Source organism: Streptococcus sp. HMSC061D10, assembly GCF_001808865.1.
Taxonomy (GTDB): domain Bacteria; phylum Bacillota; class Bacilli; order Lactobacillales; family Streptococcaceae; genus Streptococcus.
On the sequence record NZ_KV795018.1, the window covers coordinates 37,003 to 49,008 of the forward strand.

Genomic DNA, 12,006 nt, shown 5'->3' on the forward strand with positions numbered 1-12,006 from the left:
TCTGTCCCACTCTCTATTTTCCTGTAAATTTTGCGATGAGTTCTTGCCATTTTGCTGGTGCTAAAATAGCCCAAGGATCTTGACCTTTTCCTAGAATACCATAGCCAATCATCAAACCAATAGCAAGAGCTAAGAATCCTAGTAGTAATACTACAATTACTAGGATAAAGCGACGTAAGACATATTTGGATCGTTTATTCATCTTCATCAGCTTCCACACTTACCCGTTCAATCTTAGCTCCTAACTGGGCTAATTTTTCATGAAAACGGTAGTAACCTCTATCTAGATGGACAAGCTTTCCTACAACTGTTTCGCCTTCAGCTACCAAGCCTGTCAAAATCAAGGCTGCACTGGCACGTAAGTCTGTCGATAGAACTTCTGCACCTTGGAGTCGTTGTCCGCCGATAATACGGGCTGTATCACGGATGATTTCAGAGTGCAAACCCATACGACGCATTTCCTCTAAATGTTGAAAACGATTCTCAAATACAGTCTCTACCATAGTTGACTCACCTTGAGCAACGGTCATTAGAGCAGTAAACTGCGCTTGCATATCTGTCGGAAATCCTGGATGTGGAAGTGTCTTAACATGAACAGCCTTTAATTTTTCACGTTGAGAACGAATACGAATTCCTTCGTCCTCATCGATGACTTCAACACCCATTTCCTGTAATTTAGCAATCAAGGGGCGATTATGTTCCCAGATAGCATCCAGAACCAAGACATCTCCACCTGTAATGGCAGCTGCTACCATGAAGGTCCCTGCTTCAATACGGTCTTGCACAACATTGTGGGTTGCACCGTGTAGTTGCTCAACACCAGTAATGGTAATAGTTTCTGTTCCTGCCCCCTTGACTTTGGCACCCATTTTATTTAGGAGAACAGCCAAGTCGACAATCTCAGGTTCACGCGCAGCATTTTCAATGACTGTAACGCCGTTAGCAAGAGTTGCCGCCATCATCAAGTTTTGAGTAGCTCCAACACTAGGGAAGTCCATGTAAATGTGAGCTCCGTGCAAGCGTTCTGCCTTAGCTTCAATATAACCTGCTGTTTGGGTGATCTCAGCCCCCATTGCTTCGAGTCCTTTTAGGTGAAGGTCTATCGGACGACTACCGATGGTACAGCCACCTGGCATCGAAACTTTAGCATGTCCCACACGAGCCAAGATCGGCCCCAATACTACAATAGAAGCTCGCATCTTACTGACATACTTATAGGGAGCTTCTTCTGTGATATCTCCAGTCGCATCAACTTCAACAATATGTGCTTCTTGATCAAAGTCTACTTTCGCATTTAATCCACGAACCACCTGATTCATGGTAAAAACATCCGATAAAATAGGAACATTTTTTAAGACTGTTTTTCCTTCACTTGCTAAAATAGTTGCTGCAAGCAGTGGCAAAACTGCATTTTTTGCGCCCTCGATGGTGACACTTCCAACCAAACGATTATCGCCACCTTGAACTACAATTTTTTCCATAGAGTATTTTCCTTCACTTACAATTTTAGAATAGTGTTCTAACTGCTTCTTGCCAAAGTTGGTAGAGATTTAGGAAAAAGGAACTAATCAGATATCCTAAACCGATACTACACAATACTACCAAGAGTCGAACCTTCTTCGCATTATCCTTTGTCACCTTCAAAATTTGATCCCATCTGACCAAATCTTTCAAGAGCTGAAAGACTAGGTAGACAAAAAACATATGACTACTAAGGGTAAAAAACAATTGAATCATTTGCCTATTATACCATCTTCTTTTTTTCTAAGCTAGTTTAGGGATTCGCCTACTGTTTAGGGATTGTTTTTCAAATAGTCAATCGCATCTTGAAGCGTTTTGACTGGAACGATTTTCATGTCTGTTTTAATCATTTGAGCTGCTTCTAGAGCTGTGTCATAATTACTCTTGGCATTTGGATTTGCTTTTTTAGCTTCTTCAGTTACTGGATTGTTAGGAGCAAAGAATACAGTTGCTCCTTTCTTAGCTGCGGCCACAACCTTTTTATCAATTCCACCAATATCACCAACATTCCCATCTCTGTCGATACTTCCTGTACCAGCAATGATGCGTCCATTTCGAAGAGTGGGATCTGCAATTTGCGTATAGATGGATAGACTAAACATCATCCCAGCACTAGGACCACCAATGCCTGCAGTTGAAAACTTGATTGGCACATCACTAGATACTTCTGTGCGGTCAATCAAGCCTATTCCGATACCATTTTTCCCATTTTCTAGAGTAATGATCTTTCCTTCGGCAGTCTTGACTTTTCCATCCTCCTCATAAGTAACCTTAACCTGATCACCTAGAGTTTGAGAATTAACGTAGTCAACCATCTCCTTGGAGCTCTCAAAAGTCTTGCCATTCACAGCGGTTACGGTGTCAGCAATATTAAGAACTCCCTTGAAAGTCGAGTTATCTGTTACAGTCAAAACATAGACACCCAGATATTTGAGCTCAATTTCCTTACCCGCCGTCTTCAGACCTTGATATTTGGCCATATTTTGCGAAGTTTCCATGTAAAACTGGTTGATTCGCATAAATTCTGCATCTGACGAACCACCCGTCATTTCTTTGGCACTATGTATGTCCGTGAAAGGAGTTAGCCAAGCATAAAATAAGTCAACCATTCTGGCGTGCTTAACTCCAACCGTCACAAATTGGTAGGAACCTTCCTCTTGGTCAGGTTGGTTATTAACTTGTAAAACCTTTCGAATATCTTCAGAAGTTCCTGGCACCTCGATATAATAAGGCAGGGGCACCGTAAAAGCTATAAAAGTGATAATGAGCCCAATAATGAGATATAGGGGCCATCTAGTTTTTTTCTTCATTGTTTAACTCCTCTAGGACAGCATTTGGTACATACTCACTGATATCTTGACCAAATTTTAATAGTTCTCTCACAGCTGAAGAGCTGATGTGAACATGCTCCGGCCGACTGTGGAGATAGATTGTCTCCATTTCTCCCGCTAATTTATGGTTGTAAAAATCAAAACTAGCTTCATACTGAAGATCTGTAGCATTGCGTAAACCACGCACTAAGATCTCTGCACCTAATCTTCTAGCAACATCAACGACTAATTCATCGTGAGAAGCTATGACTTTGACATTGTTGAGATGTGCTACTGTTTTTTCAACAGTTTTCTTTCGGCTCTCTATCGATAAAAATCCCGTTTTATGGGGATTATAAAAAATCCCTACATACAATTGATCAAAGAGCTTACTTGCACGCTCAATGAGATCCATATGCCCATTTGTCATTGGATCAAAGGAACCTGTAAATAGCCCAATCTTATCTGACATAAACCGTCACCTTACTAATCCCATATATTTTTTCCTTCCAGATACCCAAACAAGCAATTTCTTCTGGAAGTTCTACTGATTTATCGGTCTCACATATCACCATGACATCCTTTGAAAAAAGATTTCTCTCTGCCATTTTTTCAATATCGGACACGATTTGTTCTTTTGCATAGGGAGGGTCCAAAAAAACAAGATCAAAGACACCATCCACTTGCTCCAATGCGCGACTGGATCCCATTTTCAATAATTGAAATTTAGAGGTTTCCTTGGTCATCCGAATATTTTCTGCCACAATATTCTGTGCTCGGCGATCCTTCTCAACCAGTACTGCACTGGACATTCCTCTTGAGACGGCCTCGATGGATAGACCACCACTACCAGCATAAAGATCTAGCACTCGCCCGCCTTCAAAGTAAGGGCCAATCATATTGAAAATAGCGCCCCTAACCTTGTCTGATGTTGGCCTTGTCGTTTTACCGTCCAGCGTCTTTAAAGGACGCCCACCGTAGATTCCTGATACGATTTTCATAAGGTATATTATACCAAATTCTTATCAAAAAAAGAAAATCGAACCTTACGGCTCGATTGATTAAAGAATATTTTCGTAAGTATCTCTCACTTCTTGCGGCCAAACACTGGTTTGGACTTCACCGATGTGCTTCTTACGAAGCAGGAACATAGCCATACGAGATTGGCCAATTCCTCCACCGATTGTCAATGGGAAAAGTCCATTTAGGAGAGCCTTATGCCATTCTAAAGTTAAACGGTCTTCGTCTCCTGTGATAGCTACTTGGCGACGGAGAGTGTCTTCATCGACACGAATCCCCATTGAAGACAATTCAAAGGCTGCACCCAAATTATCATTCCAAACAAGGATGTCCCCATTCAAGCCATGATAGCCATTTTCAGACTCAGTTGTCCAGTCATCATAGTCTGGTGCACGTCCGTCATGAGGTTTCCCATCTGACAATTCTCCACCGATACCAATTAGGAAGACCGCTCCAAATTCCTTACAAATGGCATTCTCACGTTCTTTTGGAGTCAAATCTGGATAACGTTCAACCAACTCTTCTGTATGGATAAAGGTAATCTGTTTTGGCAAGATAGACTCAATATCGTAGCGTGCTTCGACCGCTAACTCTGTCAAACGGATGGCCTTATAAATCTTTTCTACTGTTTCTTTAAGATAGGCTAGATTGCGTTGTCCGTTTGGAATAACTTTTTCCCAGTCCCACTGATCTACATAGACTGAGTGAGTCGCATCTAGCGAATCTTCGTCTGGACGAAGGGCCTTCATGTGAACAAAGAGGCCTTCACCCTCGCCAAAACCAAAACGGGCCAAGGTATGGCGTTTCCACTTAGCAAGGGAATGCACCACTTCATAGGTTTCATCTGGGATTTGCAAAACCTTAACAGAAACTGGATGTTCAATCCCTGAAAGGTTATCCTGCATCCCATCCCCAACCTTACTCAAGATTGGTCCTTGCACTTCTACAACTTCTAATTTATCTTTCAAATACTGGGTAAAGGTATTTTTTACAAAGGAAATTTCTTCCTGTTGATGGATAAAACTTTTCTTCATACATCTCTCCTTTTGAATAATAAGATGATTATACCCTTTTGCCAGTAAAAATAAAAGTAAAAATTAAAAAAAGAGCTCATTTGAGCTCTAAAAGTATTAATCGTCACTTCCAAAGATACGCAAGAAGCTGAGGAAGAGGTTAATAAAGTCAAGATAGAGGCTAAGCGCCAATGAAATTGCCCAACCTGTAGCGACTTGACCATTTGATTCTTCATAAACATAGCGAATCTTTTGGTTATCCCAAGCAATCAAACCTGCAAAAACAAGAACCATGACAATACTGATAATGTAATCGAATAGACCACTGTTTAAGAATACATTAACAATCATAGCCAAGATGAGACCTACCAAGGCTCCAATCAAAGCACGTCCGATACCACTCAAGTCCTTTTTAATCACAACTCCAATAATAGCCATGACAAAGAAGAGAGCTGCACTGGAAATAAAGGCCGTTAGAACCGTTCCTGGTAGATAGAGCGACACGATGAAACTCAGTGAAAAACCGTTCACTACTGAATAGATGAGAAACATCGGAAGAGCTGCTGGGCTATTTTTATAAGCCATATTACTGGCTGCAATGACAAGAGCAACTTCAACTACTCCTGTTACGATTAGCCATATGCGGGCGTTAAACATCAACTGAACAAGAAGGTCTTGGAAGGTTGTTAACATTAAGGCTGAAACAAGTGCAGATAAGGCGATCCCAATCCCTACAAAAGCATAGACTTTTGCATAAAATTGATTCAAGCCAGAACGTTCTTGAATAATTGTTTGATTCATATCTTTTTCTCCTTATGAAATCTTTTTACTGATTATAACAAAAATAAACTATTTTAACTCAAATAAAACATGAGTATGCCTGCAGCAATGGCAACGTTGAGACTTTCCGCTTGCCCTTTCATGCTGATGTGGACCAATTGATCTGCCTGGTCTGTCATGAATTGACTAATGCCTTGACCTTCATTCCCCATGACCAAGGCAAAATCTTCTAGCTGAACAAGCTCACGATAATCTTTAGATTTTTGGGACAAAGTAGTTGCTAGAATTGGTAAATTGCCCTTTTTAGCCTCTTCAACGAATGTTTCAACAGACATGCGATAAATCGGCAAATGAAAATGACTGCCTTGCATGGATCGGAGAGTCTTCAAGCTATAAATATCTGCTGACTTGCTGGAAACAACGACTCCTGAAAAACCTGCCGCATCCGCCGTTCGGATCATTGTGCCAACATTTCCAGGATCTTGCACATCTTCTAAGAAAAGGTATTTCCCTGAAGTCAAATCCGGCAACTGCTCCTCTTCCTTTTGAACAATAGCAACAATGCCCTGAGGCGTTTGCGAATCTGCTAAATCAAGCAGAATTTCTTCGGTTACAAAAACAGTTTGAGGATAGTCTACCAGTTTATCTCCATACTCTGCAAGGGCAAAAATTTTCTCAATCTTTGCACCAGCTTGAACAGCTTCTTCAAACAAGTGCCAACCCTCAATCAAGTAAGAGGTTTTCCGATATTTTTTTTGATGTAATTTTTTGGCATTTTTCACCACAGAATTGGCTTTAGAGGTTATAATAGTCATAGAAATATTATAACACAATCAAGGAGGTTTGGTATGCAAAAGGTTAAAATGATCGCCCAAGGTCGCGTCCAAGGAGTGGGCTTTCGCTGGGGTGTCTATACCCTAGCTCTAGAACTAGGTGGCATTACGGGTCGTGTCTGGAATAACGATGACGGAACCGTTGAGATTCTGGCCCAGGCAGAGTCTTCTGCCATTATGGCTAAGTTTATCCAAGAGATTCGAAAAGGCCCTACCCCATTCTCTAAAGTAACCTACCTAGATGTGCAAATGAGTAACTTTCCATCTTATTCAGACTTCAAAGTCGCAAATTAGGTCTCTAGAACTATTGTATATTTCCCAAAAAAACAGTAGAATAGAAAGGTATAATTTTTAAAGAAGGAATAAAAACAGTGAAATCAATTAAACGAATCGCTCTCTCGGCTATGGGAGTGGCTATGCTATTAGTCTTAACAGGTTGTGTCCAGGTTGATAAATCAACAGGACTCCCAACTGGTCCCGTTTGGGATTTCTTGGGTGCTCCAATGGGAGAAGCTATCAAATACTTCGCCAATGATCAAGGCCTCGGTTTCGGTGTTGGGATCATCATCGTAACCATTATCGTCCGCTTGATTATCCTCCCACTTGGTATCTACCAATCATGGAAGGCAACGCTTCACTCTGAAAAGATGAATGCTCTCAAGCATGTCCTTGAACCACATCAGACTCGCCTGAAAGAAGCAACAACCCAAGAAGAAAAACTAGAAGCTCAACAAGCTCTCTTTGCTGCTCAAAAAGAGCACGGCATCAGCATGTTTGGCGGCGTGGGATGTTTCCCTATCCTCATTCAAATGCCTTTCTTCTCTGCTATCTACTTTGCTGCCCAACATACTGAAGGAGTCGCCCAAGCAAGCTACCTAGGAATTCCTCTAGGCTCACCAAGTTGGATTCTTATCGCCTGTGCAGGTGTTCTCTACTACGTCCAATCACTCCTTTCACTACATGGAGTTGAAGACGAGACTCAAAGAGAACAACTCAAGAAGATGATTTACATGAGTCCACTCATGATTGTCATGTTCTCTGTCTTCTCACCAGCCAGCGTTACGCTTTACTGGGTTGTCGGTGGTTTCATGATGATCCTTCAACAATTCATCATCAACTACATGGTTCGTCCACATCTTCGTAAAAAAGTACGTGAAGAATTTGCTAAGAACCCACCAAAAGCAAGCAAATCTTCAGGCGCTCGTAAAGATGTAACCCCTGAACCAGCAACAGCTATCACAACTTCTAACAAGAAGAAAAACAAAAAACGCAATGCTGGAAAACAACATTCTAGATAAAGCTACGTATATTATCCAATAATTAAAAAACGAATGAATGATAAATAGTTTTCATGAACTAGATATCATTCATTCGTTTTTATTATCTACTTTCACATCTTAATTTATTTCAATCCTATGATAACAAATTAGTAAGTAAATCACTTTGATTTAATACAATCGAGAATCATTAAAACTTCTGCTCCCTCGTCTCTATTTCTAAGCTCAACTCGGCCTTTGTGCAGTTTTGCAACTCTACATACAAAACTAAGTCCAATACCATAATGTTGCTCTTTAAACGATCTAGCTTTATCCATACGATAAAAGAGCTTCCCAAAATTAGTTAAAACTTCCTCTGGAAATTCAGAGCCATTATTCCATATCCCTATTTTCAATTCCTTCCCCTCTTGCTCTACCCTAATTTTAATTTTAGGATTCTGTTTATCTGCATACTCCAAAGCATTTGTTAAAATATTTTGTATTGCACGAATCAGAAGAGATGGATTTATATAATAGCTTTCAGTTCCTTTCAAATTTTGTTCAAAAGAAAACTTCATCTGATTTTTTATCAAAAAAGAGACTTCTTTCTCTAATTCATTGATAAAATCTGAAGAAGAATACTCCGTCCAACCTGTCTCATCATCATAGTAAGTTTTAGAATAATGAATCAACTGATTAAAATAATCAAGTAAGCGTTGACTAGCATGAACTATATCTGCTAAACATTCTTTAGACTGCTCATCTTTAGTGGACGTGTGCAAAAATTCTGCATTCCCTTTGATGATAGTTAAAGGTGTCTTCAAATCATGAGACACTGCTGAAACCTGAAACATCAAGTCTTCTTTCTGTTGCTTCTCATCATCTAATAGCTGTCGAATACGATCCTGCATCACAATAATTCGATTTCCAGTCTCACGAAATTCCTTAACTGTTAATCTTTCTGTACATTCGCTTTCTAGCCACATACTCTTTTCATAAATCAAATTCATTTCATAACTCAGTTTTGTCAACAATTTACCAATGTGATAACTTATTAGAATAATCAATAAAACACAAATATATATCCATGATGACACATTGAAAAAAATTGATTGAACATCATTATTTTTAAGAGGTTTTCCATCCTCCATTATTTGTATAGATACAGAAGCTAAGGGAATAAGATAAGCTAATAATAAACCAAGACTAAACTGCCAAATAATTCTCCAACAGGTTTCTCGAATTAATTGTCTAAAACTTTTGATTCTACCCATTGATAACCTCCACCGTACAAGGTTTTAATCGGATTTAATTGATAAGGTTTCAGCTTTTGACGGATTTGATAAATATACTCTGAAACCGAACGTAAAAGAGCTTCTGAACTTTGTGGATATAGATAATTATAAATTTCCTCAATTGAGTATATTTTATTTGGGTGACTTGCTAGAAGGCTGACAATATCAAATTCCCTTCTTGTCAAGGCAATCTTATCATTCTTTATAAATAGTTCCTTACTATCAGTATATAGTACAAGCTTCCCGCTTTTTATCTGATGAACAGTTCCTTTAGTCCGTTCTTCACGACGTAGGTGCATTTTAACACGTGCTAAAAGCTCCTGCATACTAAAAGGTTTCATAATATAATCATCGGCGCCTGCATTGATTCCAGCTACCAAATCTTCAGCCATATCCTTAGCAGTTATAAAACAGATAGGAACAGTTATCTGATCGCGAATCATCTGACAGATTTCTAAACCACTAACAGGCATCATAATATCTAACAAAATCAAGTCAAATTCTGTAAAATCACAAAGATCAATCTCTTCTATGTTATTTCGTATGACTACTTCATACTTTTCATACTCTAGTACCTTTTTTATTAGGCGAAGAATAGCAAGATCATCATCTACCACTAAAATTTTATAAGCCATAACTCACGCTCCTAAATTATATTATATCATTAACTGATAAAAAGACAGGATATCCCCTGTCTTTAGCGTACATTTCTTTCTCTAAGTATCAGTGTAGCAACTACAAAAACAATTAATAACCAAACTATTTGTATCCCTAAGCCTTGCCACACTGGATAATAAAGCGACAAGGGATGGGTATAAAAACAATTCATACTAGCTAGTAATGGTAAATTTCTAAAAAAAGAACTGAATTGTAGTAGCATTTGTCCCAACCCCAATAAAAGGGATAAACTTATTCCCAAAATTAAGATAAAAGACTGGGAAATAAATACAAAAATACCACTTAAAAGAGCGAAGGTTAGAATAGAAATACAAGCTGGAAATAGAATTGTTAGAACATGTTTAATATTGCTCAAAAGATTGATATTGTAATATACTTGGGCAAGTAGTATACATACTGATATTACAGCTAACAATAATACAATTTCCACACATAACACAATAGCTAGTTTACATATTATAAATTTCAAACGGTTTGGACAGATAAGAAAACTGGTACGAAGGCTAGAACCTGTAAATTCTTGACCTATAAATAGGACAGCTAGACTAATGAAACCTGCCTGTCCTAGATAGAGACTTTGCAGTAGCTGTTCCAAAACAAAGTCTAGTGTCAACTGGTCTGGCTTACTATTTAAAAAAATAACCATCGCCGGAACACAAAGTAACAGAGCACCTATAATCAACCAGTGCCAAGGATTCATCATAAACTTGAGATACTCACTTTTAAGTTGATCTTTCAACTTACTCACCTCCTCCGATATCTGACTGAAGTAATCGGTAGATTGCCAAAGCCAAGAATGACAAATTCCAACATAGTAAAAGCAAAATATTTTGTAAACTATTCTGTTCTAACATTTGAGGAGATGTAGCAATCAGTCCATAGCTCAATGAAACTGGAAGAAATTTTGCAATTGATATATGGTCGGCTAAGAATGTTCCTAAATTGTAGACTTGAGGAAGCAAAAACAATAGGGGAACAAGGGCTTTTTTAAATGTTAAAGCTAGAATATAGGCTAAAAACCCCAACAATGTCCAAGCTATACTGTCCAAAAACATATAGAACCAAACTGTCCCATTTAGTGAAAAAAGCAATAAACCATCTTGTCCTAAAACATAATGTGTCATGTTAATCGTCAGAAATATTGATAGGAAGGAAATGACAAAAGAAAATACCAGCCAAATTAATGTCTTTGAAACTAGGAGAGTAATTCGACTCGGATTAGAGAGGAGGCTTGTGCGAATAGCAGAGCCTTTATACTCTTCAGCTCCGTAGATTGAGCCTAAGATAATCATAAAAAAAATGCCAACTAGAGTAACATCAAATCCTAAAAATTCAATAGGTGGAATAGCTTCTACTAACTCTGGGGTTGCCTCTGGTGTAGCATGGATACCAACTGAAACAATTTGAGAAGCACCAATATTTGCTAAAAACGTTTGAAATACCAGTATCAAGAATAGTACAATATGAGTAGCTCTCTTATAAAGTAATTTCAAGATTTCAGAATGAAGAGAGTAAATAAGTCCCATGTCACTTCCCTCCCTCTGTTAAACTAAAGAAGACTTCCTCTAGTGAAGAAAGATTTTTCATCACTTCTTGTAAAGTCCCTTTTATAAGAACTTTGCCTTTATTTATGATAACTACATCATCTGTTACTGCTTCCACTTCCGATAATATATGAGATGACAGTAAGACGGTCTTCCCTTCTTGAGCTTGTTTTTTTATAAACTCTCTAAACCACCGAATTCCTCTTGGATCTAACCCATTTGTCGGTTCATCCAATATCAGATACTGAGGATTTCCTAATAGAGCTGTTGCAATCCCCAAACGTTGTCCTTCTCCTAATGATAATTTCCCAATTTTAGATTTTTTCTTATGGCTAATATCCACCATATCCAAGACTTGATCAATTCGCTGACTGGATATCCCATTACTAGCAGCAACAATTTTCAAATGTTGATAAACAGTCCGATCATCAGGAGCACCTACACTGTCAAATGAAGCTCCTACAGTCTTTAGAGGAAATTTTAATTCCTTATAAGTTTGATCTCCAATTTTGGTAAGTCCAGATGTTGCTTTGTCTAATCCTAATAAAATACGTAAGGTTGAACTTTTACCAGCTCCATTTGGACCTAGGAAAGCAGTTACTCTACCTGCTTTTGCTTCAAAAGAAATATCTTTTAAAATTTGAGTTTGACCATATGACTTACATAGATTTTTAATGGCAATACTTTGTTCCATAGATGTCTCCTGTTCAATTTTTTGTTTTATCGTTTTAAACAAGTATATATTAACCAATAATT

General features: G+C 38.4%; 16 protein-coding genes. 2 read left to right on the plus strand and 14 right to left on the minus strand.

Annotated features, from left to right (window positions below):
* Positions 1–13 precede the first annotated feature (13 nt).
* The 9 genes from HMPREF2728_RS05825 to HMPREF2728_RS05865 form a co-directional block, all read right to left on the minus strand.
* Entirely contained in the window at positions 14–208 is a 195-nt protein-coding gene (locus HMPREF2728_RS05825) for a DNA-directed RNA polymerase subunit beta (protein ID WP_080979309.1), read from the minus strand.
* Entirely contained in the window at positions 195–1,481 is a 1,287-nt protein-coding gene (murA, locus tag HMPREF2728_RS05830; protein ID WP_075227324.1) for a UDP-N-acetylglucosamine 1-carboxyvinyltransferase, read from the minus strand. Before murA ends, HMPREF2728_RS05825 begins: the two co-directional genes overlap by 14 nt.
* Before the next feature lie 25 nt (positions 1,482–1,506).
* On the minus strand, positions 1,507–1,737 hold the full coding sequence (locus HMPREF2728_RS05835; protein WP_000615324.1) for a DUF1146 family protein: 231 nt from the start codon (positions 1,735–1,737) through the stop codon (positions 1,507–1,509).
* A gap of 56 nt (positions 1,738–1,793) precedes the next feature.
* A complete protein-coding gene (locus HMPREF2728_RS05840; RefSeq protein WP_075227325.1) occupies positions 1,794–2,831 on the minus strand; it encodes a SepM family pheromone-processing serine protease in 1,038 nt (345 codons plus the stop codon).
* Positions 2,815–3,303 carry a pantetheine-phosphate adenylyltransferase gene (gene coaD / locus HMPREF2728_RS05845; protein WP_075227326.1) on the minus strand — a complete coding sequence of 163 codons (489 nt, stop codon included), beginning with the start codon at positions 3,301–3,303 and terminating at the stop codon, positions 2,815–2,817. Before coaD ends, HMPREF2728_RS05840 begins: the two co-directional genes overlap by 17 nt.
* Positions 3,293–3,832, minus strand: coding sequence for a 16S rRNA (guanine(966)-N(2))-methyltransferase RsmD (gene rsmD / locus HMPREF2728_RS05850; protein WP_075227327.1), 540 nt, complete (start codon positions 3,830–3,832; stop codon positions 3,293–3,295). The genes coaD and rsmD overlap by 11 nt, the downstream gene beginning before the upstream one ends.
* Positions 3,833–3,892: 60 nt before the next feature.
* The gene (asnA, locus tag HMPREF2728_RS05855; RefSeq protein ID WP_000747986.1) at positions 3,893–4,885 is read right to left on the minus strand and encodes an aspartate--ammonia ligase; all 993 of its coding nucleotides are present in this window, start codon (positions 4,883–4,885) and stop codon (positions 3,893–3,895) included.
* 96 nt (positions 4,886–4,981) lie between these two features.
* Positions 4,982–5,665 (minus strand): Bax inhibitor-1/YccA family protein, encoded by a 684-nt coding sequence (locus tag HMPREF2728_RS05860; protein ID WP_049502926.1) that lies wholly within the window; start codon positions 5,663–5,665, stop codon positions 4,982–4,984.
* Positions 5,666–5,718: 53 nt separating this feature from the next.
* Complete coding sequence (locus HMPREF2728_RS05865; protein ID WP_075227328.1) at positions 5,719–6,459, minus strand: TrmH family RNA methyltransferase; 741 nt, start codon at positions 6,457–6,459, stop codon at positions 5,719–5,721.
* Positions 6,460–6,492: 33 nt separating this feature from the next.
* Between HMPREF2728_RS05865 and HMPREF2728_RS05870 the strand changes: the two genes are divergently transcribed.
* Both HMPREF2728_RS05870 and yidC read left to right on the plus strand, forming a co-directional pair.
* Positions 6,493–6,771, plus strand: a complete 279-nt coding sequence (locus HMPREF2728_RS05870; protein ID WP_049502928.1) for an acylphosphatase — start codon at positions 6,493–6,495, stop codon at positions 6,769–6,771.
* Positions 6,772–6,848: 77 nt separating this feature from the next.
* Entirely contained in the window at positions 6,849–7,775 is a 927-nt protein-coding gene (gene yidC, locus HMPREF2728_RS05875) for a membrane protein insertase YidC (RefSeq protein ID WP_075227329.1), read from the plus strand.
* 140 nt (positions 7,776–7,915) lie between these two features.
* Here yidC and HMPREF2728_RS05880 read toward each other — a convergent pair whose 3' ends face one another.
* The 5 genes from HMPREF2728_RS05880 to HMPREF2728_RS05900 form a co-directional block, all read right to left on the minus strand.
* Positions 7,916–9,007 carry a sensor histidine kinase gene (locus HMPREF2728_RS05880; protein WP_075227330.1) on the minus strand — a complete coding sequence of 364 codons (1,092 nt, stop codon included), beginning with the start codon at positions 9,005–9,007 and terminating at the stop codon, positions 7,916–7,918.
* Positions 8,977–9,663 (minus strand): response regulator transcription factor, encoded by a 687-nt coding sequence (locus HMPREF2728_RS05885; protein ID WP_049528276.1) that lies wholly within the window; start codon positions 9,661–9,663, stop codon positions 8,977–8,979. The genes HMPREF2728_RS05880 and HMPREF2728_RS05885 overlap by 31 nt, the downstream gene beginning before the upstream one ends.
* Positions 9,664–9,725: 62 nt before the next feature.
* Positions 9,726–10,445: an ABC transporter permease gene (locus HMPREF2728_RS05890; RefSeq protein WP_075227331.1), complete on the minus strand. Its 720-nt coding sequence runs from the start codon at positions 10,443–10,445 to the stop codon at positions 9,726–9,728.
* 1 nt (position 10,446) lies between these two features.
* Positions 10,447–11,232, minus strand: coding sequence for an ABC transporter permease (locus tag HMPREF2728_RS05895; protein WP_075227332.1), 786 nt, complete (start codon positions 11,230–11,232; stop codon positions 10,447–10,449).
* Between the two features lies 1 nt (position 11,233).
* Positions 11,234–11,944: an ABC transporter ATP-binding protein gene (locus HMPREF2728_RS05900; RefSeq protein WP_060627165.1), complete on the minus strand. Its 711-nt coding sequence runs from the start codon at positions 11,942–11,944 to the stop codon at positions 11,234–11,236.
* Positions 11,945–12,006 lie beyond the last annotated feature (62 nt).

Bases quoted from the DNA above. Each gene is read 5' to 3' on its own strand.
- HMPREF2728_RS05900 (WP_060627165.1), bottom strand. From the start codon at position 11,944: ATGGAACAAAGTATTGCCATTAAAAATCTATGTAAGTCATATGGTCAA.
- HMPREF2728_RS05840 (WP_075227325.1), bottom strand. From the start codon at position 2,831: ATGAAGAAAAAAACTAGATGGCCCCTATATCTCATTATTGGGCTCATT.
- asnA (WP_000747986.1), bottom strand. From the start codon at position 4,885: ATGAAGAAAAGTTTTATCCATCAACAGGAAGAAATTTCCTTTGTAAAA.
- HMPREF2728_RS05825 (WP_080979309.1), bottom strand. From the start codon at position 208: ATGAAGATGAATAAACGATCCAAATATGTCTTACGTCGCTTTATCCTA.
- murA (WP_075227324.1), bottom strand. From the start codon at position 1,481: ATGGAAAAAATTGTAGTTCAAGGTGGCGATAATCGTTTGGTTGGAAGT.
- HMPREF2728_RS05885 (WP_049528276.1), bottom strand. From the start codon at position 9,663: ATGGCTTATAAAATTTTAGTGGTAGATGATGATCTTGCTATTCTTCGC.
- HMPREF2728_RS05835 (WP_000615324.1), bottom strand. From the start codon at position 1,737: ATGATTCAATTGTTTTTTACCCTTAGTAGTCATATGTTTTTTGTCTAC.
- HMPREF2728_RS05895 (WP_075227332.1), bottom strand. From the start codon at position 11,232: ATGGGACTTATTTACTCTCTTCATTCTGAAATCTTGAAATTACTTTAT.
- HMPREF2728_RS05860 (WP_049502926.1), bottom strand. From the start codon at position 5,665: ATGAATCAAACAATTATTCAAGAACGTTCTGGCTTGAATCAATTTTAT.
- coaD (WP_075227326.1), bottom strand. From the start codon at position 3,303: ATGTCAGATAAGATTGGGCTATTTACAGGTTCCTTTGATCCAATGACA.
- HMPREF2728_RS05865 (WP_075227328.1), bottom strand. From the start codon at position 6,459: ATGACTATTATAACCTCTAAAGCCAATTCTGTGGTGAAAAATGCCAAA.
- HMPREF2728_RS05880 (WP_075227330.1), bottom strand. From the start codon at position 9,007: ATGGGTAGAATCAAAAGTTTTAGACAATTAATTCGAGAAACCTGTTGG.
- rsmD (WP_075227327.1), bottom strand. From the start codon at position 3,832: ATGAAAATCGTATCAGGAATCTACGGTGGGCGTCCTTTAAAGACGCTG.
- HMPREF2728_RS05870 (WP_049502928.1), top strand. From the start codon at position 6,493: ATGCAAAAGGTTAAAATGATCGCCCAAGGTCGCGTCCAAGGAGTGGGC.